We start from the raw sequence: 25,575 nt of genomic DNA, 5'->3' as shown, positions 1-25,575 counted from the left end.
TCCATTTAAGACATCTTTCCAATATTCATTTTTAACTACTTTATAACATTTCAAAAACCGCTAACGAAAGATAACGTTAGCGGTTTTTACTTTGTTGGAAGTTCTGTCTTCATGACATTTCTTTAAGGCATCTATTCAAGTTTTAAAATTGACTTAACTTGCTTCAACCCATATGACATTTTTAGATTTATTAAGAACAATAAAGAAACAATTTCTATATACGCCCTGATATCTTCTGGATTTTGTGCAAAAATTTCATTAGTTTCGTTTAAAATAATGACCCCAAAATCACTTTCTTTAATGACGAAATGATCAGTTAATTCCAACTCTTCTCCTATAGAAGAATGATTAAGGAAGTCAACAATGTCATTAACCATGTGCTCTCTAACCTCAATATCCATGAAAGATAATAACATGTTTGCCGCTTTCGTATTATTTTTATCATAAAATTTCTCTATATCGAACGAGTTCAAATTCTTTGCCCTCCTAATATTATTTAGGATAAACACTCCACAAATTTCCCAGCTCATCAACAACTATTTTAATCATCTTTTCATTCCTAGTACCTATAGTTCTACCAGCATCAATTATTATTTCATAAGATTTTTGACCTGCCGATCCTATGCTTCCATTATTATTTGTAACACTTTTTATTTTACCTTTTTTGATTGCACTGGTAATTAAATTTTTTGCTTCTGCTTCCGTAGCCACATTAAATCTCGCCCAACTTCCGGTTCCACCAGAAAGATGCTTATTTTTTACCCAGATGTTAGTAATACTACTTTTCAAAGCTTTTTTCCCTAGATTGGATACACTATCACTTAAAGAAGCATATATAGATCCCGACAAGACACCCCCCGCTATTGTTGTCCAAGCTACTTGTACATCATAGCGATCTTGTCCATTTTCATATGCATTTAATAATTGTGTTTTAGCTAAACCAGCATTGGTTTGAGAGTTTATAAATGCACCGCTAGTTTGTGTTAATTGTGCATATAAATTGGCAAATTTAACACCTTTATCGCCATATACTTTAGTAAAAACCTTGTTCAGGCTGGATTTAAAGGAATTATCCCCTTTCATTGCTGCATTAAGCATTTTCTCAATTTCATAATATGTTGAAGTTTTGCGGTTTCCACTCGGATCAACGTACTTCAACGGATTATTGCTCACATACGAATACAAATTTAAACTCAACGGATCATTAAGTTCCCCTTCGTACGTATCCTCGCCAATAAACCTTGCCATACCCGGATCATACCAGCGTGCTCGCAGATATTGCAGCCCTACAGTATCATCCCAATATTCCCCCGCATAGCGAAGTACATTCGGTACTGTTTCCTCCGTTGTGCGTGGTCCACCCCAGATGTCATACGTATACTCGTTCAATACTTGACCAGCATCATCCACAAGTCCGACTACATCGCCATGACCGTTGAATTGGTAGTATTCCAATTTTCCAGTTTTCTTGTCCTGACGTGCCCACAGTTTCCCATACAGGTCATAGATATAGACATAGGTCAGTTCAGCTTTACCGGACTTCACTTCGGCTTCCGCCATCAGTTTGGCTTCTTCATCGTAGTAATAACGAGTCGTTTGGTCACCTTCGGTGCGCTCATACAGCAAACCATCCCCGTTGTAGCTATAGGTTACTCTTCCCCGGTCGCTTTAACCAAGCGATTCTGGCTGTCATACGTATATTCTGCATCTTTCAGTCCGTATACCTTACCACTCCCGGTACTGTAACGGTTGCCATTCGAATCATACGTATATGTTTCCTGTTGCGAACCCGATTCCGTTTGGATGCGATTAAGTTCATCATACGTAAACTGATCACTTGTCCCATTTTGAGTACGGGACGTGATGTTTTTGTTTCCATCGTATTGATAGTCGAATTGGTGCATTGCGGTCGTTCCTTGGGAAACGGTGACTCCTAATAGATCATAACCATCGAACTGATAGCTTGTGCTAAGGCCTTTCCCAAACGATACGTTTTCCAGCAAACTGTTTGTCGCGTAACTAAAGGTCATTCGATCCACAGGCGTCTGGGCCGATGTTGCGAGTGCTGAAGCGCTCCCTGTTCCCGAGGTGATGTCCATGGAAGTGACCCGATTCATCATGTCCAATTCACCGTGTACCCGCAAGGATTGCCCGTTTGCATCAGTAAGGGTATATCCTAACCGCTGCTGGGTATTGTTTTCATATTCCAGCTCGGTTCCATCCGGGAAGGCGAGCCCACTGAGAATACCATCCGTATCACGGTATGAATAGGTCGTTTTGCCGTGATCATCCGTCATCGACGTTCTGCGACCCATCTCGTCGTACGTATACGATACGGAGGTATCCGGTCCTTTGAACAGTTGTCGCTGTTATACGTATACTCGGTGATCTTTCCGAGCCGATCCTGCTTTTTGATCAAATTACTCTTTTTATCATTTGGATATAGACACTTGATTCATTCGGCACTGGGTGTGATAAAATAAAGACCTTGTGGATTACCCCAAGGTCTCGATGGTTGTCATCTAGCTATTATGGTTGTTCTTCTTTCAATGGTAATCGTACCGCATCTAAAAATTCTAATGATATCGCTCCGTGTTTCTTATAGTTCTTTCTTGCTTCTTTCAGTGATATAGAATTAGCCCCACCTAATCGTTCTGGATCGGAATACTGTAAATTATCATCTTCCCAATAACAAACAGGACATATTTCAAAAGTTCCTGGTGGGTCTTCTGACAATGTTAGGTATTCACAACAAGGACACGCATATTTTACTGTCATACTTAGTTTCCTCCGTACGCTTTAACTTGGTCTTTCCAGTAATTCATCCTATCGTCTGGTCTAAATAAAGTTTCGATAGTTCCGTCAGGTTTTGCTGTAGCAAACTCGTTCGTTTTTGAATTATATCGGAAAACATAGCCATTTTTGGATGTGAATCCGAGTATATCGCCTCCAACATTGCTATTTAATAAATTTTTTGCTTTATTTAAGTATCCTTCTTTTGTAAGTGAATATCCTAAGTCAGCCCATTCTTGTTTCTTAACAACATGTTTTTGGAAATGTTTATCGAGTTTTCCCGAAGCGAAATTACCTGCCGACCATTTAACAGAATTGGTTTTAGAACCTTTACCCGGAAGAAATCCCATTGCAAGTGCTGCAACATATTCTGCTTCTTTTCCTTTAATCAACGCTTTTACTAACTGTTCTCTCGCCCAGCCAATATTACCTGCAGACTTAGTATACGCACTTCTACCCATTGCCATATCATACAAGTAATTAAACCGATTCTTATCTAGAAAAGAGTTAAAGCTGTAACGATCTCGAATTGTATTTTTATACAGATTATAATTTGAAGTATTTATTTTATAACCTTTCGCTTTAGCATCCTTCAGCATATGTCTGAGTTCTTGAGCATAGTAAGGCTCTGCCATATGGCCACTTGGATCTACATACTTTAACGGGTTATTGCTCACATACGCATACAAATTTAAACTCAATGGATCATTTAGCTCACCTTCGTACGTATCCTCGCCAATAAACCTTGCCATACCCGGATCATACCAGCGTGCTCGCAGATATTGCAGCCCTACAGTATCATCCCAATATTCCCCCGCATAGCGAAGTACATTCGGTACTGTTTCCTCCGTTGTGCGTGGTCCACCCCAGATGTCATACGTGTACTCGTTCAACACTTGTCCAGCATCATCCACAAGTCCGACTACATCACCATGCCCATTGAGCTGATAGTATTCCAATTTTCCAGTTTGCTTCTCCTGACGTGCCCACAGTTGACCATACAGGTCATAAATATAAGCATAGGTAAGTTCAGCTTTACCGGACATCACTTGGGCTTCTGCCATCAGTTTGGCTTCTTCATCGTAGTAATAACGAGTCGTTTGGTCACCTTCGGTGCGCTCATACAGCAAACCATCCCCGTTGTAGCTATAGGTTACTGTTTTGCCTTCCCCGGTCGCTTTAACCAAGCGATTCTGGCTGTCATACGTATATTCTGCATCTTTCAGTCCGTATATCTTACCACTCCCGGTACTGTACCGGTTGCCATTCGAATCATACGTATATGTTTCCTGTTGCGAACCCGATTCCGTTTGGATGCGATTAAGTTCATCATACGTAAACTGATCACTTGTCCCATTTTGAGTACGGGACGTGATGTTTTTATCTCCATCATATTCATAGTCGAACTGATGAATGGCACTCGTTCCTTGGGAAACGGTGACTCCTAATAGATCATAACCATCGAACTGATAGCTTGTGCTAAGGCCTTTCCCAAACAATACGTTTTCCAGCAAACTGTTCGACGCATAACTAAAGGTGATTCGATCCACAGGCGTCTGGGCCGATGCTGCGAGTGCTGAAGCGCCCCCTGTTCCGGAGGTGATATCCATGGAAGTGACCCGGTTCATCGTGTCCAGCTCACCGTGTACCCGCAAGGATTGCCCTTTGGCATCGGACAAGGTATATCCCAACCGCTGCTGGGTATTGTTTTCATATTCCAGCTGGGTTCCATCCGGGAAGGCCAGCCCACTGAGCATACCATCCGTTTCACGGTATGAATAGGTCGTTTTGCCGTGATCATCCGTCATCGACGTTCTACGACCCATCTCGTCATACGTATACGATACGGAGGTATCCGGTCCTTTGAACCCTGTAAGGATGTTGTCGCTGTTATACGTATACTCGGTGATCTTTCCGAGCCGATCCTGCTTTTTGATCAAATTACTCTTTTTATCATAGTAGAAGGTAGTCGCAGAACCATCCAGCTTCGGTGGGGTCTGCTTGATGATCCGACCCAATTCATCATATTGTTTGGTCACCGTTTGGCCGTTGGCAGAAACAACTTGGGTCACCTGGCCCTGGTAGCTGTAAAAATATCGGCTGGTTTCTTGCTTGGGCGTGGTTGCTGTTGCAATTTGTCCGAGCGCATCGTACGTATATGTCGTTCGCTCCCCATTACCATCAATGGATGCAGTCACGTTGCCACTCAAGTCATATTCTCTTTGTTGCAACGGAGCAAATGTACCGTCCCGATATTCTTCTACTGCTGTCGTGCGTCCCAGCAAATCCATTTTCTCACGAGTCTGGTACCCGGAAGCATCCTGAACCGTTACGGTTTGTCCAACAGGATCAATTGTTGTTGTGTTTCTGGTTCCATCCGGATATTGGGTCTCTGTCATTTTCCCAAACGCATCGACCACATACCTCGTCACGTTTCCCTCAGCATCTTCCGAAGCTGTCACGTTTCCTTCGCCATCATAGGCATATTTATATGTTGCGTCCGCCGTTTGCTCTTCCACGAGTAAACCTAGTGGATTGTAACGCTCGGAAGTCACAATGCCGTCTGGCGATGTGCTTGTAATGTTGTTATTCGTATCATCGTATGCGGTCGTCGATTGTGTACCATCGGCATACGTTATTCGAACCAGACGCCCTGACTTGTCGTATTGATTCGTTTTCTGTTCTCCGGCAGCATTCGTCGTTGTCTCCAGTTCACTGGCAGACGTGTAGCTGTACGTCTCCACAAGAGATTCTGCCTTGCCAGCAGCATCATGTACAACCATCGATGTCGATTCCAACAAATGCCCTGCGTTCAATTGATAGCCGAATGTCGCCGTGCGATCTTTGGCCAATGTTCCGCCTTTGTCCGTTGTACTAATGACGCGCCCTTTGTCATCCAGCTTCACTTCTGAATCAGAGAGCAATTGTCCACCATATCCGTTTTTGGTGGTGGTCCGTAACATGTCCCCTTGATTGTTATATGATAGTTCCGTGTACTGCTCCAAAGTGCTATTCACCTTAGTGGTGATCCGCACCGGTTTGATCCAATTGTAAGGCGCTTTGCCCACTTCGTAAGAATAAGTTGATTCTTGTCCGGTGCTTTGTTTCTCGGACGTCACCATGCTGTTTGTATCGTATGCGATAGTCGTAGTCAACTTTTCACTAGTTCGACCACCCTCACTTACCCATTCTGTCGTTTGGGTCGGGAGATTCCGTTTGGTTTGCCTATCGTACTGAAGCTCTGTGGAATAAGTCACGTCATCTCCAGTTAACGTATGCTGATCTGCATAAACGAGATCAGGTTCAGTGGCGGCACTAAACGTTTTGGAGAACGTCCACGTATCCACGGTATGTTCAGCCTTAATTTTCGTTGTCCACGTGGCTGATTGTCCATAAGAGTCCAGATCTTCTCCAGAATACTCAAAGTTGATTTGGTCCAAAGTGCCTTCGCCTTCAGTTGTACTGAAATGGCTCTTGCGCTCTCTGACTTTAAAGACGAAATAGGAAGAAGCTTCACCCATTTCCTTAATCGCCGGAATATATGCGTAATCCGTAATGGCAGAAGATGGACTTGTAATACGCGACAATAAAGCTGTATGCATTACACCATGCGCATTCTGATTGCTTTGCAGCTCAGGCAGGAAATTGAATTTGGATTCCGGATAGTAATACGTATACGTCGTTGTCCGATCCAGTGCATCGGTAAATTCTCGCAAAATGCGAATGCCCTCATCTTCACGCTGTGTATACGTTACTTTCCGGTCCGTTCCGGCAAGCTGTACGGTAACCTTCAGGTTGTCATAAGCAAAAGTCAGAGCCTGACCTTCGCTATTTTGAATCCGGGAGATGACTTGGTTTCCATCCAATGTTGTATAGTAAAAATCCACCGTATTCCGGTAACCATCTGTAATTTGCAGTAACTCTCCGGTTCCGTTAAACAAATAATCGTAGCCATTCCGGATCGACAAACGGTAACTGCTGGACTGACCATCCACAGTCACAGTCGTATCTTGCTTCACGGTTAAATCATTCCATACGTAACCTTCCAGTTCAAGATTAGCGTTTAGGCGATAATAACCTACACCTGGAATAAGGATAAACCGTTCATCCCCGCGAGTTTCCATGTAGGGAATATCCCAGCGCCAGCCTTGTCCCAACCCCGTATGGAGTTCTTCCTTACGTGGCGTGACTACATTGGAGTATGTTTGTGTCGTTTCGTCGTATTGAACGCCGAGCTGTCCACTTGCTCTAGCACTGTCATAGATACGTGTCAGATCAAACGGAATCAGGCCTGGTAGAGAGAGGTCTGTGCTACTAACCATCATCTCCCCTGTAGAAGTGGCAATCGATTCCTCTCCATAAGACGTCATGTACAGTGATGCATCGTCCCGGATATCGACATGGTTTAGTCCAGTTTCATCCACGGTCGTTCCGGTACCTGGAACATCTTCTTCAATAGCATTAATTGAAAACGTATTTTCCTGTGGCGATCCGGAAGGGCTTAACCCGTCCATTTGAATCGGTTCACTAGTCTCTTGCGTTTCTAGCCATTTCTCTGCTGCCTCGCCGCCTGTGCGGTCTGTTTGTAAAGCCTTATACAGTTGATACAGTGAGTACCCCTGATCTAGCTTCTGTTCAATCCAGTCTTCTTTAATACCAAATTGCTCTTTTAAACTATGAATTGTAATGTAGGTGACAGAAGGAATGGAATCCTTTCCTTCTGCCGCCGCCGCTTGCCCACTGTAACCAAAAGAACCAAGTCCGCTAAACACCAATAACGCGCATAACCAAATAATCGTTATTTTCTTAAACACTCCATCACCTCAACCTAGATTTAGACAATCGTTAATTAAATGGGAAAATCTTTTTCGTACGTTTCGTCAGGTTTCCGTTGCGATCGTACTCAAATACAATCTGATCTCCCGTAAATAGCACAACTTTAAGCAATTGATTGCCATAGCCATATTCATAAGAGCTATCATTACGAATGTACATTTGAGCAGCCTTGATGACACCTTGAACCGGTTTTCCATCCTTTTCACTCAGCTTCAGATAATAGGTTTGTCCACCCTGCAGTTCCCACTCCAGCACGATATACTGCTCGCCGTACACCTGCTCCTGTTCCACTGAAGCTGCTATTGAATTGCTCAGTTCCTTATCTGTATATAACTCAAGCCTAGGTTCGATCGAAAAATCTCCTGACTCTTTAATCGCGATCCGATACTTACCTGTACCATATGGGGTAAAACGATAGTACACATTGCCTTGCTGAACAGTAGGCAACGCCGTCTCTACACTCTCATACAAGGTCAGAAACTCCACATTCACTTCCTTGACCACAAATTGGCGATAAGCACCTACAAGATGCAGCGTTTGAGTTGACACATTTTGCACCTGGATGTCAGAATGCCCAGGCACGAATTGTGCTCCTGTCGCATTCTTTCCTTCTCTAACAATGACTTGGTTCTGGTCTCGAATAACGAAATCATAGCCTCCTCCTTCTATAGGAGGTCCCGCAAGCATTGCTTCATAGGATGATGTATTGGAGAACAACACCGTGTTGTTTGGCGCCAAATCCCGTTTGATTAGTGCAGGCTCCTGACTGGAACTGGCCGTCACAGGAGCGGCATATTGAATTGTTACTGGCTCCGAAGATACTACGGTGACGACAAGCGTTGCACCCGCTGGAATCTCCAATGTTGCATGACTTCTACCTTCCACAAAGTACAATGCTTTATCAGTTTTATCGTAGACCACATAATCCACAACGGAAGTTTCTCCTGCGATCCGTTGAAGCTCAGCAGGTTCCGAACCCGGATTCGTAAACACTGCGCTCTGCCCTTGGTTGATGGTGATTTCCAATTCTGGTGAAGGCACTTCATCGTCTTGTCCGCGGAAAACGCGGTAAATTCCACCAAACGTTATGGATTGATTAGAGACATTCGTAACGACAACTTTCTTGCCACCCAAAATTGTCGGTTCAATCGCAGTTGCTGTTCTGCTACTGGACTGGGTTCCATCTACGTTGTAAATCGTGTAGTCATACACTCGTCCCGCGCTGCTGGATGCATCATTTCGGAGTCTTTCCGAATCTGGGCTCGTATTGGTGAAGGCGTAACTCTCCCCTTGACTCAAAGTCACACGCAGATAAGCCGGTTCCTGGCTATCTACTACGGAGAAATCATCCGTGTATTCGAATAATACGGGTGTACTTCCCACTACTGTAACGATGGCTTCACCACCGGATGGAATTGTGGCGAGACTACCATTGTTATTGAATTTGTCACTGTGTGCTCTACCATCCGCTTTATACACCGCGACATCATATAGAGAACCTACCGACTTGGCATTACTCCGGATCGGGTTGCTAAGTGAACCGCCATTATGGAATTTGACAGATTGGCCTGGAGACACGGTAATCTTGCTTAGCGCTTCATTCGGTCGACCCTCTACATCAAAGATCGTGTAAATCCCACCTATGGTTACCGGTTGAGCGGATACATTCGTAACTACAGCTTTGTTCCCATAAAATACAACAGGTTCAACCGCCGTCGCTTTTCTTGTACTCCGTTCTGTGCCATCAGGGTAATAGGTTACGTAATCGAATATCCGTCCTTGGCTGGTAGACGCATTGCTGTCAAGATATTCCCGGTCGGTAGTGTTATTCCAGAAAGTCACGCTTTCTCCCTGGTTCAGTGTTACCCGATGGTACGCAGGTTCCATGCTGTCTTCGACCGAGAAATCATCCGTGTAGCTAAACTCAATGGGTACCTGTCCGACTACGGTCACAACTGCATAACCCTGAGAACGAATGATCGGATTTGTATTTTTGTTGAAGCCGTCCGAATGAACGACGTCATCTGCTGTGTACAGAACATAATCAAAAAGGGCTCCGTTTGAACTGCTCGCATTGTTCTTAATCGGATTAGCTAAGGAACCATTATTTCGAAAAATCACGGATTCTCCGGGATATACGGTAACTCGAGTAATGGCATCGCCACCAGCCTTTTGAACATCAAATGTCCGATACGGTACACCATACGTTACGGGTGTTGCTGTCACCAAGGTCACTACAGCGGTTCTCCCCGCAGCTACCGTAGGCTTAGTCGATGTATTCGTCCCGGTGGAACTTTCCGTCCCGTCCGGAAGATAAACGACATAGTCATGCTTGTCTTTGGTGGACCCATCACTTTGGAGCGCATCGGATTTAGTGCTGATATTGGTAAATTGGTAGCTTTCCCCTTGATTCAGTGTCACCCGGGTATACGCAGGTTCATCGCTCCATTCACCGGTATAAACTTCGTACGGGAGTCCAATGGTCACAGGCTGTGAACCGGCTCCCGTAAAGATAATTTCGTTTCCTCCCCCTAAGTAAGGCTTTCCGGTTGATTCAAAATTTGAACTGGAGAGGCTCCCATCTTCATTGTAGTTGGCATAGTCATACTTCCGGTCTTGAGCTGTAGACGTATCCGCACTAACCGCCCTCGTTTGTGTTCCTTCATTGACGAATCGATAGCTCTCACCTTTGGACAAGGTCGCTCTATGTAAGGCCGGATTCTCAGATACACTATAGGTGAATTCAACAGGGATGGTTACTGTAAACGCATTGATCCCACTTGAGGTTACGACAGCGGTGTATCCTGCTCCTACGGATAGGCTGCTCGTTGAATTCATGTTATCGGTTGAAATGCTTCCATCTGCTTTATAAACTGCATAATCATAAGAACTGCTTCTCGATGTGGCCGCATCTGTGCTCAAGGATTTTGAGCGAGTTCCAGTATTCGTGAAGCTATAAGAATCACCAGGATACATTACAATAACTTGCTCTTCTGCTAATGCCATGGCTTGAGTCGCAAAGAAACCCTCACCATACGTATCGTCAGTTACGGTTGGTGCATCCCCTATATCCTCTACATCTTCATCTACACCCTCTGGTTCTTCGTGGATGTCCGGATCAAAAACATCCAGATTTTCAGCGTCTGTTAAAGCTAAATCCTCCATAGATACATCAACATTCTCCGCGCTGCTTTCGGTCGTTATTATGGCATCTGTTTGATCCGATAGCGCATATCCGCTCGTCGGAAGCATAGTTCCCATCACGAACCAAACGACCAGAAAAACGATAAAACTTTTTCTTAAACTCATGAAAGTTGTCTTCCTCCTTTAAGTGTTTTACCCATTTGATACCTTAAGAGTGATATAAATGGAGTCTAATAAATGATTATCGGTATTTTCCTTATTTTAGGATATAGTAGGATAGTCCTTACTTTTAGGGACTATTTTCCTTTTAAATTTCAGATAACAAGAATCTAATGATCCCAATTGTCAACAGTGGACAATTCAGACAAATTAACGCAAGAAAAGTATCCTATTAATTCCCTTAACAAAAAAAGTCGCCATATTGGCGACTTCAACGAAACTATATTGCTCTGCACTCAAATTCATCTTTCTACGACAGATTAACGCTACATGAAGAATCCTTTCTTAAGAATATTCCCCGGCATTCGAATCCCGCGCCAGCCACTTACATCACATTGTCCATATGTATTATCACCGACAGCAACCAACGTACCGTCTGATTTAAGTCCTACGGTATGGGCACAACCTGCCGCTACGGCAACAATATCGCGCCAGTCACTTACATTACACTGACCATACGTATTCCAGCCTGCAGCCGAAACCGTACCGTCTGCTTTCAGGCCAATGGTATGATTACTTCCCGCCTCTATCGCCACCATCCCGTGCCAGCTGCCTACATCGCATTGACCATGTTTATTGCTACCCACGGCCATTACTGTACCGTCTGATTGCAGACCAGCGGAATGGAGATAACCCGCAGCGACCATTACAACATTACGCCAGCCACTGACTTCACATTGGCGATATCGGTTATTCCCTACAGCTAGCACTGTTCCGTCTGCTTTCAGACCGAGGGTATGCCAATCTCCTGCAGTTACTGCCACGATATCATTCCAACTACTTACCTGGCATTGACCTTCTTGATGCCGACCCACGGCAACCACCGTACAATCCGACTGAAGACCGATGGTGTGGCGCCAACCTGCCGCAATGGCTACAATATCGTACCAGTCGGTTACCTCGCACTGACCATCCTTATTCCATCCTACAGCCGTCACGGTTTGATCCGATTTCAGTGCGATGGTGTGGACATTACCTGTATTTGTCGCCATATGTACATTACCTGCAGCGATCGCAATGATATCTCGCCAGCCGCTGACTTCACATTGACCTGTTTTATTATCACCAACAGCCATAACCAGGCCGTCCGATGTAAGCCCAACGGTATGACGACGTCCCGCTGCTATCGGATCTTGGGGCCACTTTTTTACCTGTAACCTCGCTTTATTCAGCGAACCTTGTTCCATGCTGAAGAACCTCCCTTGAAGCGAAGTTTCTATCGATAGTCCATTTCTCAAATGAACTTTCCTGAACTACTCCTCTTTTTGTCTGAAACACATCTTACCAATAAGAAGTCCTGTGCCCGAGGAACAAATCAAATATCCAAAGAACAAAAAAACCAAGAAAACATCATGAAGATCTTCAGGAATCTGAAGTACACCTTCAAACCAAGCCAAACGAAAAGGATACAGAAGTGCTACCCAGATGATCAGCAAAACTAGAATAAAATTAATAATTTTCCTCACTGTAATGATCCTTTCAGGGCCTGTATGGTGTCCGTTATGTTATACCAATAATACTTCAATCAGGATGGTTTGTCTTTTTCTAGTTAAAACTGCAAAGAAGCCTCCACTCCACATTACGCGGAGCAGAGGCCGTATCCTTCCATTCTTCCTGCCTAGACTCAGCTGAGCGGCGCAGGCTCCACAACGTCCGGGATTTCCGGCAAACGCTGTTTGCGTTCCATCCCCAGACTGATCACAAGCCCAAGCAAACCCAGAGCCGCAATGACTGCTGCGTACAATGGTACGGAAATAAGTCCCGTATGCGTAATCGCAAACCCGCCAATATAGGCTCCACCTGCATTCCCCAGGTTAAACGCGGAGTGGCTCGATGTGGTCGCAAGCAGCGGTGCTTCGCGAGTCATATTCATGATACGAATCTGCAGACCCGGCATAATCCCGAACGCCGCAACACCCCAGCAGAAGATTGTAATGACCGCCAAATATGGATTCTCCAGCGTCAAAGTGAGTGCAGCCAAAAGTACAGCCAGCACGCCGAAGTTGACCATCAGGGACGGCATCAGTTTCCAGTCGGCCAGGCGTCCACCCAGCATGTTCCCGAGCGTCACACCAACCCCGAACAGTACCAGTATCCACGTTACACTCTGCTCCGCAAAACCGCTGATATCCACTAACATGGGTGTAATATACGTAAATACCGCGAAGAGGCTTCCACAGCCCATGGCACCAATGAGCAATATTAATAGTACCTGAGGACGAACAAGATTACGGAACTGCTGTCCCAGGTTCGCCGGCTCCCCTTGCGAAATAACCGGAATGAATCGAATGATGCCGATCAATGAGATGATGCCCAAAATGGTGATGGCTCCAAACGAGGATCTCCATCCAAGCTGTTGGCCGATAAATGTACCGAAGGGTACCCCAATGATATTCGCAATTGTAAGTCCTGCAAGCACAACGGACACTGCACCCGCCCTTCTCTCAGGTGCAACCAGACGAGTAGCCATGAGCGACCCTACACCAAGAAACGTGCCGTGTGCAAATGCCGTCAAAATGCGTGCCGAAATCAGCAAGCCATACGTTGGTGCAATGACGGATAGTGCGTTACCGATGATAAAAATGCACATCAACAGGACCAGCAGTTTTTTCTGCGGTATCTTATGGGTAAACACGGTCAGAATGGGTGCGCCAATCGCGACACCCAGGGCATAGCCCGTAATCAACTGCCCTGCTTGAGGAATGCTCACATGCAGATCAGCAGCCACATTTGGCAGCAATCCCATAATGATAAATTCGGTCATTCCAATGGCGAATGCTCCTACCGTCAGGCATAGAAGGGATAACGGAAATGCCCCTCCTTTTCCCGATTTTGAAACACGTCGTTCTGTCTTGTTCATATGATGTTCTCTTCTCCTGTCCATCTTCTGTCTCTTTTTTTGGTTATTCCTTGTTACGATTTCAGGACGACATTTGGGCTGCTTTTAGCCACATTGCCTCGTTCAAGGCCTCGAACGTTTCCAGCATCGCAAGCTTATTCCGCCAATGTGCCGGGATGCCGCTCTGACCATAATAAGCACCAGCGATCTGTCCGTACACCGCACCGGTTGTATCTGCATCATCACCGAGATTAACGGCTAAGAGCGCACCTTCTTCAAATGTGGAAGATTTATGGAACGCCCACAATGCGGCCTCCAACGAACGGACGACATAGCCGCTCCCCTGAATTTCAGGTGGCTCCTTATCGCAGTAAGATCCACGCACAATCTCTTCAATGGCTGGGGTAAAAGAAGACTCACTCCTCCACCGTAGGCATGTCTCGGGCAGCAGCATGGTGTGCTTGTCTGCTCCGCGCAGCCCTGCAACCAGAATAGCCGCAAGCACCTCGCAAGCTTCCAGGCTTTCCGCTGCTGCGTGTGTCGTGCGGGAGCTCAGCTTCGCATAATGCACAGCATCCTGCGGATGGCCCGCATACACCATAGCGACTGGCGCAAGCCGCATAATTGATCCGTTACCAGCCGTCATCGGATCGGTAGATCCGCTGTAAGGCTCTCCGGTCTTCCTGAACCTTTCCAGCGCATTTCGCGTAGCCCCGCCGATATCAAAGCATGTTCCGGTACTGCTCATGTAGCCGACCTCATACCAATTCGTGTATCTGCGCATCTGATCCGCCGGATCAAAATGTTCTTTTCTCACTAGACTTTCGGCCAGACATAGCGCCATTGACGTGTCATCCGTCCACTGTCCGGGAGCCAAACCAAACACACCGCCCCCCACAATATCGGTTACAGGCTCGAATGTGCCTGGGCTGCTAAACTCCACTGTCGTTCCCAATGCATCTCCTGCCGCTAGTCCAAGTAAGCATCCATTGAACCGATCCTTATCCAGCATCGCCGGTCCCTCCTCCGCATTCTTATTTCCAACATATCTCTTCCATTCTCCCACAGGGGCTGTTCTGTCGTAAAGAATTTTAAAAAGATGCAGCATGGCTTCTTCGAATCGTACAAATGTCCACGGGCTCTCTTCTATTATAAATGTGTCGAAAAAGGGGGAACGATTGTTATCTCTCCGTATCGCAAAAAAAAGTTTATTTTTTTACAACGAAGAAAACCGTTTTTTCAGTACACCGCTTACATGCATAGGTCATAACACTTTGCCTCGTTCACCATTTTCTGAAAACACGTCATTTATGTGCAAATTTTCAATGTAAACAATCATGACGTGCTTGACCCCTCACTTTGTCCCATGTTACGGTTTTATTAGCTTCAACGCATCATTTTTTCCATATTTATATTTTCCAACATGCATTCGCGTCAGATAATCTGCCGCAAAAGTAAATGTAACAAAAAAGAAGTTTGCGATCTTTTCATTTGGTTTTATCCCAAAACAAATTCTGAAACAGGAGGAACAAATTTATGATTAAGGCACTGGTTTTTGATTTCGATGGAACGATTATTGATACAGAGACAGCATGGTATATCGCTTTTCGTGATGCCTACAAGGAACACGGCGTGAACTTGACCCTGGAGATGTATTCGCAATGCATCGGTACCAGTCTGAAAACATTCAATCCCTATGAGTACCTCATCACAGATTTGAATCTTCCGATCGATCGGGAAGCGTTCAGGGAATCGGTTCAGCTGCAGCATGCAGCATTAATGAACAAGGAGCAGGTAAGACCAGGCATCCAGAATTACCTCGAAGCAGCACGGGAGGCTGGATTAAAACTGGCCGTTGCCTCAAGCTCCAAACGGGAGTGGGTCGAACAGCACCTGGAACAACTGAAACTGAAGGATTACTTCGAAGTGATTCGAACAGCCGACGATGTGTCCCATGTGAAGCCTGACCCGGAATTATATAACCAAGCCCTTGAAGCGCTTGGAGTAACTGCAGACGAAGCCGTAGCGATTGAGGATTCACCTAACGGCGCACGTGCAGCTGCTGCAGCTGGTATTCACTGTGTCGTAATCTCGAATACCATAACAGGAACTCTGGATTTCGATATGCCTCACCAACGGCTGTCATGCCTGACCGACCTCGAATTTAATGATTTGATCTCGAAACCACTCGTCACTACCGTCTAGGTCTGCACGAATTTCGCATTTCAAATTTTAAAGGGGGAGTTCACACATGAAAGCTGTACATTTTGGAGCGGGCAATATAGGCCGCGGTTTTATCGGTCATATGTTGTCCGCTTCCGATTATGAAGTCTGCTTTGTCGCACGTAACCCGAAGAAGATCTCCATGCTGCAAAAAAGGAAAGAGTATCCCATTACACTGGCTAATGCAGATCAGGACACAACCATGGTCAGCAACGTCACGGCCATTCATGTGGGCGAACAGGATCGCCTGGCTGAGCAGATTGCATCGGCTGATCTCATTACGACAGCGGTCGGTGTATCTGCACTTGAGGATATCGCCGAACCCATCGCCAAAGGCATATATCTCCGCATGAAAAACAATAATCAGGCCCCTCTCCATATCATCGCTTGCGAGAATGCCATCGGAGGCAGCACCCGCCTGAAGAAACGGGTATATCCGTTTCTGGATGAACAGACCCGTACCAAAGCCAACCGCTATATCTCGTTCCCCAATGCAGCAGTTGACCGGATTGTTCCGGTGCAAGACCATAAGGATCCGCTGCAGGTCACCGTTGAACCTTTTTATGAATGGGTCGTTCACCGTCCGGCGCTGCTGGATGGATTCAAGGAGATTAAAGGCGTACACTACGTCGACTCCCTTGAGCCTTACATTGAGCGCAAAATGTTTACCGTGAATACGGGTCACTGTGTGGCTGCATACTTCGGATATCTCGAAGGATTCAAGACGATTAAGCAAGTCATGAGTAACGCAACACTGCATGCCAAGGTTAAACAGGTCATGGAGGAAACGGGAGCCATGCTTGTGAGAAAACACGGGTTTAATCCTCAAAAACACAGCCAATATATCCATACCATTCTCGAACGCTTTGCCAACCCCAACCTGACAGATCAGGTTACCCGGGTCGGACGTTCACCCCTTCGCAAGCTATCGCCTTATGATCGGCTTGTTCGCCCAGCGATGCAGGCCAGCGAATTCGGAATTGAAATTCCCCATCTTACTTCCGCTATGGCTGCCGCAATGCTCTTCGATCACGAACAGGACGAGGAAGCCATGAAGCTCCAACACATGATTCGTGAAGATGGCGTCTCCGCCTTCATTCGTGAACGCATGGGAATTCCCGACGAACACCTCATTCATCACCATGTTGTCGCCCGATACGAGGAACTCAAAGGGCACAAGGGATCGACCATTTTAACCTGACACCTCAGGTAAGACGGTTGGTTTTGCACAACTGAATAGAGACGGCAAAAAAAGCCGGGAGGAACCCATGCCCAAGCATTGTTCCTTCCGGCTCTTTCATGTTATTTTGTAATGTTTGCTTCATTCATAATGGAATTCAGGGATACATACGCCATCGGCAGGAATCCCTCAGATGGTTCACCCACAGGTGCATCAATGTGGAAAATGAAGCCATTGCCGTCCAGTTCTTTTACAATGAAATACTCCGACTTTTTATCGTTTTGAGACATCATATATAGTCTTGCATCCTTCATTGGGCCATTGCTGAGCTCTTCCTTGCTCAGTTCCTTGACCTCTCCGGTTTCGCTCAGCTCTTCCTTGGCATCCATCTTCAGCGCATCCAGACTGAAGTCTGTAGGAAGCTTCTCGATCTCCACTTTGTAGTCAGGATCAATCTTCATCGTCAATTCGTCGTCCTCTGCATCAAAGGCCATGGGTTCAAACACATAAAGCGAGTACCCCTCACCTTGAGCAAGTTCAGCTGGACGTTTCTCCGTCATGCCTTCCACCGTTACTTCCAGCTCTGTTGTTTTGGGACGATCGGATGTCACGTTATTGCCTGCATTGGAACTGTTCGGTTCATCCCCTTCGATCTTCGCGATTTCTGTGAGCACCAGCTGCTTGGTTGTATTGTCGCCGCTCTCAATCGTTCTCTCTACATATTTAAATTGTACTGAATCTTCATCATCAATGTCATCGAAGGATTTCTGCACATTCTCTTCCACCTGGAAAGCCATTGGAACCTCCTTGACACGGATCTCTACCGTGTGAGGATCTGCCCAGCCCGTCAATATACCCTCTGCTTCGATCACCGCACTGTCATTCGGCTGCTGCTCCGGTGCTGGCGTCTGTTCCCCTGTATTATTGGTGGGTGGCTGAACTGCAGGACTGCTGTTACCACAGGCCACAAGTGAGAATCCCATGAGTAAAACGAGTAGTGATGCACTAAGATTCATTGTATTTCGCATATGAACACCTCCGTTAGCTTATACGCAATGATGCTTGTCCATGTTGCTTCATTCTGCATACTAGTACTTACACGGCTGGTCGCTAGCTCAATCAGATAGATAAATAGAATAAGCGGAAGTCGGGCACATCTCTAACTCGCTCGTTCCATTTGAACAAGCTTGGCGTTGGCACCGTTAAACACTTTTGTCTGCTTGTTGAATTGCTTTCTGATCTCGGCAAGCTGCGCATATTGGATGTTGCGTTCCCGGATTGCGCGTTTGATTTTGACCAGATTCGGTTCTGCGCTGCCCCTCATTAATGAATAGAGCACTTCATCGGCATCCAGACTTTGCTGATACGAGGTTACAAATTCCTCAAATGTCTGGGCTCTTACTTCATACTGGTCCAGAACGGTTTGTGCCTGGGTCAGCGTCTCTTCTTTTTCAAAAGACAAGCGTCCCAGGGAATCCCGTACAGCTGGAGTTTGCTCCCGCGTCTGATTCATCAAGGTTTCCGCCTGCTCCAGCAGTTTTCTCCGCTCAGCTATATGCTCTTCTGCCTGATCCAGCAGTGACTCTAGGTCACTGTTTTTGTTTTTCCCCTTATTCAAAATCGACGTGTACAATTGCATTTCCTCCCGTTCATGACGGGCAAGCTCCTTCAGATTCTGAGCCATCTCCTGATCATTCCGGATCAATTCGTTCACCTGGTTCGCAGCCGGCTCCTGCGGCTGGCCGCAGGCACTGGTGAGCACCGCCAGCGTCAGGCCAACGGCAGCCAGTGCTGATTTTTTCCACGTACGCACTCGTTCGTCTCCTCTCTGCATTTGTATTATCGTCTCTAATTACAAGCGGGTATCTCCGCTAAAATTGGCAGTCCAATGTGCATTCGGGTCATAAACCTCGAACTCATAACCCCGATCTTCAAGCAATTTCAGAATTCGCGGCAAAGCCTGCACCGTCTGCTCCCGCTCATGCATCAGGATCACTTCCTTGTCCCGGTGCACACTTTTTCTGACACGCGCCACAATTTTGTCCGGCTGACCCGGAAGGTTCCAATCCAGAGAGTCTGTTGTCCAATCCCACATTTTGAAACCAGCCGCGGCAATGTCGCCCCTGAAGGATTCACCGATCTGCGGACTGCTGCCGTAAGGAGCGCGAATCAGATGCGGAGTAAAGCCAATCAGATCCTGAACCATCTTCTGCTCCTTCTTGAATTCCTTCACAAAATTCGCGGAGCTTCCGCTTTTGTACAGGGTGTTATAGTTATGTGTCATACTGTGGAGCCCCGGATAGCTGCCCTCTTGAACCAGTCGCTCTACCGCGGACTTATGCTGATTCAACTGACGGCCAATCATGAAAAAGGTTGCCTTAGCCTCATGCTCTTTCAAAATATCCAGCAGTAGTTCCGTATATTCACTTGGTCCATCATCAAACGTTATGTATGCCAGTTTGCGAACCTGTCCCTGAAATCGTGCAGGCTCTTCCTTCACATCCGGAGTCATTTCAATCATGCCCAGCTTGGTTGGCTGTTCGATGGCAGCTACCGGGGGCGGGGCTACATAGCCCTTAATCCAGTGGGTCATTCCAATTAATGCATATGTTAAACCGGTAATGATCAGTGCAAGCAGCATCAGGGCTGCACTCAATCTTCCATACCGGATTCGTCTTCGTTTGTGTGTCTTCGTTCGGCTGGTTCTGCTCGCAATGCCGCTGTTTTCTCCTGCTGTCTGTTGTTGAACTCTCACTTTCCATGCCACTTCCTTAATTTCCCGATTATTGGTATATTATATCGTTTCATGTCTCTATATAGAAGATTAATAGAAAAGCGGCATGGGTGAATGACAGAATAGTTACAAGCCCGGTTACAATCTGCTTATCTATTTTTCTTTCATCGCTTTTCGAACAGCTGCGTTCTCCTGTATAATGAATTGATTTACGCCATTTGACTTCAAGAAGGAGCTACATCCATGACAAGCTTGTTTCGTGCCGGCAGATCCATTGAACTTCTGTTCGTTGTCGGCATTATTGCCATCTCGTTTTCTTCCATTTTCGTGCGCTGGTCCAGTGCAGATGTGGCTGTTATCGCCATGTATCGGCTGTTTCTCACCAATCTGCTGATGCTTCCTTTTGTCTGGAAATATCGACATGAGATGATGCGCCTGAACTTCAGGCAGTGGGGGCTGCTGCTCGCATCGGGTGTGATGCTGGCACTTCATTTCCTGCTGTGGATGGGATCGCTCAGACTTACGAGTGTGGCCAGCTCCACGGTCATTCTCGCACTTGAGCCCATATTAATTCTCGCGGGTTCCGTCTGGCTGTTCAAAGCCAAGATTAACCGCATGATGATTATCGGCATGGGCATCGCCCTGCTTGGGTCCATCGCCATCGGGGCTGGAGACTTCCAATTGGCCGGAACGGCACTGCAAGGCGATCTATTATCTTTGCTGGGAACGATTGCGGTAGCCATCCATATGCTGCTTGGTCAATTTCTGCGTTCCGGACTAAGTGCCTTCTCTTATAACTTCTGGGTATTTTTCGTCGCCGCCTGTACGCTGGCGGTATATAATTTGGCCATGGGGCATCCGTTCGGGGGTTATGCCGCTTCGGAGTGGGGGATTTTCCTGCTGCTCGCTGTCGTGCCGACGATCTTTGGACACTATCTGTTCAACTGGCTGCTTCAGTATATGAATGCCACAACGGTATCCATGGGCGTCCTCGGTGAACCTGTGTTCTCCTCACTGCTGGCCTGGATGCTGCTTGGTGAATCTCTCAGTGCCATGCAGATGATTGCCGGCGTTGTCATTATCTTTGGGGTATGGATTTTCATTCGGTATGGCAAAACCAAACCGGTGTCTATTCCAGCTGACGCGCCTGTAGGAGGTCAAGGACCTGCTGAACCTACGGCAGTGTAATCTATCCGAAGCATATGACATGGCAAAAAGAACGATTGGAGTCTGATATTACAGACGACTTCAATCGGAATCCAATATTCTTCATAAGGCGGTGTATTTTCATGAAAAACATTGTATCCATGCGCTGGCTGCTTGCCAGAATGTACGAACCCGATGTAGTCATTGCCGACTGCAGATTCCTGCTCGGTCAACCGGATGCAGGACGACAAGCTTATGAGGTTGGCCATATCCCAGGTGCCGTTTATCTCGATCTCGAACAGGACCTTTCCTCTCCTGTGTCAGCCCATGGCGGACGTCATCCGCTCCCTGACCCGGCAGAACTGGCAAAACGTCTTTCGAAAGCGGGAATCGGTTCAAATGCTCGTATTGTTGCCTACGATGATCAGGGCGGTATGAATGCCTCAAGATTATGGTGGCTGCTTCGTTATCTGGGCCATGAACAGGTGTATGTGATGGACGAAGGCTTCTCTGCTTGGCAAAACGCCAAGTTCCCAGTAACCACGGATGTGCCCGTGCGGATTCCGTCCACGTTTGAAGCAAACGTGCAGCCGCACATGCTTGCCAGCGTACAGGACGCACAGAACGCTTCGGCGAACAGCTCAGCGGTACTGATCGATTCTCGCGATGCCCGCCGCTATGCGGGGCTGGAAGAACCGATTGATGCCAAGGCTGGACATATTCCGGGGGCGGTGAATTATTTTTGGAAAGACGTGCTTGGTGCAGATGGACGCTGGTCTGACGTGAGTACATTGGAGGAACGTTTCGGGAAGCTGGCGAAGGACGAGCCCATCATCGTGTACTGCGGCTCCGGTGTCTCGGCCTGCCCGAACGCGATTGCACTGGAGGAAGCCGGATATACCAATGTGAAGCTGTATTCCGGAAGCTGGAGCGATTGGATCAGTTACGAGGAGAACCCGGTGGCAACCGGTAATGCGGAAGCTAACAAAAACGTATAGCAGTGTATCGATGTTGAATACATCGCCATGTGGCTTATCTGCCCCGGCGATGTATTTTTCTATGTTCGGAGTCAACAACACCACCCTGTAAGTATTTAAAGTACACAGAAGTAGACATCAAGTGGCAGCTTTTTCTGATTCATGATAATAGAAAATACCGTGATGGACATCTGTCCACCACGGTTGAATAATGAAATTTATTATTACTTTTTACTTAACGATACATTTGCTGTTAAAGTCTTGTCGATCGTCGTCCAGTTTACATAAGCACCTAGTATTTCATTAATAACAGAAACCGGAACTACGGTTTCGCCATTTAAAAGCTTAGGTACCTTACTATTGAACACTAGTTTCTCGTTAATTGAATACACATCTGAACCAATTTGAGCACTTATATTTTTCGTGCCTAATTCGATTTTCGTTGTACGCGTCTTATTATCCCATTCTACTGTGCCACCCAATAGCTCCGAAATGGTTCGAATCGGTACGTAAAACTCATTGTTATGAACAACAGGCTTGATTGATGTACCACCTACATTCATTATAACGTCAACATATTCAAGGAAATCGGTCTTTCGAATGAGTCCATGAACCCCTTTAGTTCGGTCTACAACCTGAGATACTTCATAATCCGTTGCGGCCGATAGATACGCATAAGCCACACTTCTATCCATATCAAGCTTATCGGATAAGAATTGAATCGATTCACGTACTGATTCTTTCATTGCTTCATCCAAATCAGGATCCAGTCCAATGGGAATCCAATAGTCCTCTGTTTCAGCAAAGGGTTGCGTGAATTCTCCACTATGCGGTATCGAAGGATCACCTTTCTTTAAAACCGTTAACCGAACTGTCCCTCTTAAGGATGCTTCCAATGCAGTTAATGCGACTTCTCCATCTCCTTGAGCAAAGTGTGGATCTCCAGTATAGAATAACCCGCCTTTAACTTGAATCGGATAATAAATAGTTGAACCGACACCTAACTCATTAATATCCATATTCCCTCCTGTTTCAATAGGTGGGATAGAACTCACAACTTCACTGGTATTTGGTGCAACCCCCATAACACCTAGAAACGGGTTAATTGGGAAACGTACATTCTTGCCAGCTTTTGTCGGTAATAAACCATACCAATTGCCGTTGATTTCTTCAATAGGCGTAAATATAGATACATTATTATATAATTCCGGTTTTGTTGCGCTAGCTTCCTCTTGTGGGCCTGTATTTTCCGGAAATTCATCAGGAAGGGCACCTTTACCATGGCGGTTAGAAATGACACCATATGGAACTCGAGTTTGCAACGAAAGGACTTCTACTTTAAGAACATCTCCTGGCATCGCTCCCTCAACCGCTACTGGCCCAGTGATAATATGAGGTCCGTCTTTTACATAATCATGCTGAATCTCAGAAGCCGCAATTGCCTTCGCATCATCCAACACGCCATCGGGTGAGATACCATATTTGCCGAAGTACTCCACTGGATTTCTCCCTTGATCCTCGATCAGTCCCTCATGCGATACCGTATCGAATGTTACAGCACTTCCTGATGGTACAGTAAGAATAGGAGAGCTATCTCGATTAGGCAGAGATCCCCACCGAATGTTCTCAATCGCAGACGTTACATAATAATCGCCTTCTACCTTATCGATGGTTGTTGGTTGCAGTGGCATACTAAAGCCCACTGAAGGTAGAGCAAATGTAAACATACCTACAATCCCGACTGAAACCCCTAATTTCCTAATAGTCCGGTTAATAAACATTACATCCTCTCCTCTACACTATGTAATATTATCTAACATTTAATTCCACATTAACATATAAATATATTTACAACAATATTTTTATGTCAACAAAAATAACATGATATAACTATATATCAATAGCATCTTATATAAATAAATCGAATGTCACTATACTTCCTATATATAAGACATATGAAATTTAAATACATCTAGCAAAATTGAGAATGCTCCTTCAGAGAATTGAACAAACGAAATTTAGTTACATGAGAATGATGTGTGCCTTTCATGTATCTGATCCCGCAGCAGGAATACTATTGTACTCTGTTTCATAATCACCTACCCAAACGTGATTGCGCTCGAAGAAGCGGGTTATTCAAATGTGAAGCTTTATTCCGGAAGCTGGAGCGACTGGATTAGTTATGAGGAGAATACAGTGGCTACAGGGGAAGAATAGGTACGGAGCACGGGTCCACAGTATCTCAAAGAAGAAAACACCGCCATACAGGCTGATGCCCGGGGCGGTGTATTTACAGTGCATGAGCGTCAACAGGAAATCAACATGTAGAAGGTGAAGCCACATTCACTTTAATAAATATCACTAGGCTGAAAGCAGACAATTCGAATGTCTTTGTTAACATTCGGGAATACGGAGAGATAAAGGCATCTTTGCACGGGCAGACTTATCCAGCTCTTCCCGCCCAATGAAACAAGATCTGCAAAAGAAAATGAGGGGAAGCATTCATGAGTCCATGAATCAAGATAATCACCCATACTTTACGATAGCGGGCCCATAAATAACCAAGAAACAGACCCGTAACCCCATGATTTGCAATCACTGTTGCCACATCAATATCCCATTGACCAGATCCTTGAATGGCGACATGCCAAATGGACCATAACATTGAAACTAGTAGAATGGCAGGCCATCTTCCAAGCAATGCCTCCAACCGGGTTTGCAGCCATACCCGATAAAAAACTTCCTCCAATACGCTATTGATAATAAAACCAATGAACACCAAGAGAAGTAATTCTGTCAAATCGGTTGCTTCGATTGCTCCTTCTGGTTGTGCAATTGGGGAATAGAACTGTAGATAACCCCAGACCACAATAATGATTAATGGTCCAATGACGTGTCTGCGAGAGCCAGGCTTTGCCAATATAATTTCTTGTTGCCTGCCAGTCATTTTGCGATAAATCAGCAAGAAAATCAACGGAATGCACAACAGTGTCGTCAACTTGAACGCCAAATAATATAGCTCGAAATGTAATCCTTGTGGACCTATCATTACAAGAGCAGCTGTAAATAAAACACCTGACATCAGTAACACAATCGATTGAACAACCAAGTGAGGTCTCTCCATTTGTTGGAAAGACGTATGATTTTGACTTTTATAAGGAATCAGACGGATTAGCAAAATACCAAGGAATGCTGGCAACCAACTATGCCATATTGGAATCACTCCCTCATGGTCGGCCGTGTACCTTATACTCAAGTTTCCGGTCCACACTAACCACAGTACAGCAACAAACATAATTATCATGCACAATAAGCCAATTGCCTTTCCCCATGCCGGAAGCATTACTTTGAATTGCTGGTTCATTCCCTTTGCACTCCTTTGAGTTGCATGCGGCATTTGCCCCATTCTTTTTTAATTCAGTTGAGTTAAATAAACTCTAGCACATTCCATCTTAATCGTCTATTTAATTCAGTTGAGTTAAAA

The 25,575-nt window shown here is 45.7% G+C and carries 18 protein-coding genes and 1 pseudogene; 5 read left to right on the top strand and 14 right to left on the bottom strand.

Annotated features, from left to right (window positions below; all coding sequences use genetic code 11):
• Positions 1-131 precede the first annotated feature (131 nt).
• The 9 genes from ABIC22_RS17320 to ABIC22_RS17280 all read right to left on the bottom strand — a co-directional run bounded on the left by ABIC22_RS17320 (position 132) and on the right by ABIC22_RS17280 (position 14,843).
• Entirely contained in the window at positions 132-473 is a 342-nt protein-coding gene (locus ABIC22_RS17320; protein WP_354482652.1) for a hypothetical protein, read from the bottom strand.
• 19 nt (positions 474-492) lie between these two features.
• Positions 493-1,626 (bottom strand): RHS repeat-associated core domain-containing protein, encoded by a 1,134-nt coding sequence (locus tag ABIC22_RS17315; protein WP_354482650.1) that lies wholly within the window; start codon positions 1,624-1,626, stop codon positions 493-495.
• A gap of 23 nt (positions 1,627-1,649) precedes the next feature.
• The gene (locus ABIC22_RS17310; protein ID WP_354482647.1) at positions 1,650-2,297 is read right to left on the bottom strand and encodes a hypothetical protein; all 648 of its coding nucleotides are present in this window, start codon (positions 2,295-2,297) and stop codon (positions 1,650-1,652) included.
• Positions 2,298-2,529: 232 nt separating this feature from the next.
• Positions 2,530-2,778, bottom strand: a complete 249-nt coding sequence (locus ABIC22_RS17305; RefSeq protein ID WP_354482644.1) for a CPCC family cysteine-rich protein — start codon at positions 2,776-2,778, stop codon at positions 2,530-2,532.
• Between the two features lie 2 nt (positions 2,779-2,780).
• A complete protein-coding gene (locus ABIC22_RS17300; RefSeq protein WP_354482641.1) occupies positions 2,781-7,607 on the bottom strand; it encodes an RHS repeat-associated core domain-containing protein in 4,827 nt (1,608 codons plus the stop codon).
• 31 nt (positions 7,608-7,638) lie between these two features.
• Entirely contained in the window at positions 7,639-10,938 is a 3,300-nt protein-coding gene (locus ABIC22_RS17295; RefSeq protein WP_354482639.1) for an RHS repeat domain-containing protein, read from the bottom strand.
• A 320-nt stretch (positions 10,939-11,258) separates the two neighbouring features.
• Positions 11,259-12,179 (bottom strand): RCC1 domain-containing protein, encoded by a 921-nt coding sequence (locus tag ABIC22_RS17290; RefSeq protein WP_354482636.1) that lies wholly within the window; start codon positions 12,177-12,179, stop codon positions 11,259-11,261.
• Positions 12,180-12,616: 437 nt separating this feature from the next.
• On the bottom strand, positions 12,617-13,852 hold the full coding sequence (locus tag ABIC22_RS17285) for an MFS transporter (RefSeq protein ID WP_354482630.1): 1,236 nt from the start codon (positions 13,850-13,852) through the stop codon (positions 12,617-12,619).
• Positions 13,853-13,913: 61 nt separating this feature from the next.
• Positions 13,914-14,843: an ADP-ribosylglycohydrolase family protein gene (locus tag ABIC22_RS17280; protein ID WP_354482627.1), complete on the bottom strand. Its 930-nt coding sequence runs from the start codon at positions 14,841-14,843 to the stop codon at positions 13,914-13,916.
• A gap of 524 nt (positions 14,844-15,367) precedes the next feature.
• On the opposite strand from ABIC22_RS17280, the gene ABIC22_RS17275 reads away from it, so the two are divergent.
• Positions 15,368-16,036 carry an HAD family hydrolase gene (locus ABIC22_RS17275; RefSeq protein ID WP_354482624.1) on the top strand — a complete coding sequence of 223 codons (669 nt, stop codon included), beginning with the start codon at positions 15,368-15,370 and terminating at the stop codon, positions 16,034-16,036.
• 46 nt (positions 16,037-16,082) lie between these two features.
• Complete coding sequence (locus ABIC22_RS17270) at positions 16,083-17,255, top strand: mannitol-1-phosphate 5-dehydrogenase (RefSeq protein ID WP_354482621.1); 1,173 nt, start codon at positions 16,083-16,085, stop codon at positions 17,253-17,255.
• A gap of 101 nt (positions 17,256-17,356) precedes the next feature.
• On the opposite strand, the gene ABIC22_RS17265 is transcribed toward ABIC22_RS17270, so the two are convergent.
• The 3 genes from ABIC22_RS17265 to ABIC22_RS17255 all read right to left on the bottom strand — a co-directional run bounded on the left by ABIC22_RS17265 (position 17,357) and on the right by ABIC22_RS17255 (position 19,989).
• Positions 17,357-18,262: a hypothetical protein gene (locus tag ABIC22_RS17265; protein WP_354482618.1), complete on the bottom strand. Its 906-nt coding sequence runs from the start codon at positions 18,260-18,262 to the stop codon at positions 17,357-17,359.
• A 131-nt stretch (positions 18,263-18,393) separates the two neighbouring features.
• Positions 18,394-19,047 (bottom strand): YkyA family protein, encoded by a 654-nt coding sequence (locus tag ABIC22_RS17260; protein WP_164764223.1) that lies wholly within the window; start codon positions 19,045-19,047, stop codon positions 18,394-18,396.
• 39 nt (positions 19,048-19,086) lie between these two features.
• Entirely contained in the window at positions 19,087-19,989 is a 903-nt protein-coding gene (locus ABIC22_RS17255; RefSeq protein WP_354482615.1) for a polysaccharide deacetylase family protein, read from the bottom strand.
• 222 nt (positions 19,990-20,211) lie between these two features.
• Between ABIC22_RS17255 and ABIC22_RS17250 the strand changes: the two genes are divergently transcribed.
• Both ABIC22_RS17250 and ABIC22_RS17245 read left to right on the top strand, forming a co-directional pair.
• Positions 20,212-21,156 carry a DMT family transporter gene (locus tag ABIC22_RS17250; protein ID WP_354482612.1) on the top strand — a complete coding sequence of 315 codons (945 nt, stop codon included), beginning with the start codon at positions 20,212-20,214 and terminating at the stop codon, positions 21,154-21,156.
• Between the two features lie 101 nt (positions 21,157-21,257).
• On the top strand, positions 21,258-22,112 hold the full coding sequence (locus tag ABIC22_RS17245) for a sulfurtransferase (RefSeq protein ID WP_354482609.1): 855 nt from the start codon (positions 21,258-21,260) through the stop codon (positions 22,110-22,112).
• Between the two features lie 203 nt (positions 22,113-22,315).
• Here ABIC22_RS17245 and ABIC22_RS17240 read toward each other — a convergent pair whose 3' ends face one another.
• Entirely contained in the window at positions 22,316-23,872 is a 1,557-nt protein-coding gene (locus tag ABIC22_RS17240; RefSeq protein ID WP_354482606.1) for an acetamidase/formamidase family protein, read from the bottom strand.
• A gap of 322 nt (positions 23,873-24,194) precedes the next feature.
• On the opposite strand from ABIC22_RS17240, the pseudogene ABIC22_RS17235 reads away from it, so the two are divergent.
• A pseudogene (locus tag ABIC22_RS17235) lies at positions 24,195-24,308 on the top strand (sulfurtransferase); the annotation flags it as partial.
• A gap of 226 nt (positions 24,309-24,534) precedes the next feature.
• On the opposite strand, the gene ABIC22_RS17230 reads toward ABIC22_RS17235, so the two are convergent.
• Positions 24,535-25,455: a CPBP family intramembrane glutamic endopeptidase gene (locus ABIC22_RS17230; protein ID WP_354482603.1), complete on the bottom strand. Its 921-nt coding sequence runs from the start codon at positions 25,453-25,455 to the stop codon at positions 24,535-24,537.
• Between the last annotated feature and the right edge of the window lie 120 nt (positions 25,456-25,575).

The organism is Paenibacillus sp. PvP094 (assembly GCF_040546835.1).
Taxonomy (GTDB): Bacteria; Bacillota; Bacilli; order Paenibacillales; family Paenibacillaceae; genus Paenibacillus; species Paenibacillus illinoisensis.
The sequence above is the reverse complement of the archived record's forward strand: the minus strand, read 5'-3'. Positions and strand labels throughout refer to the sequence as shown.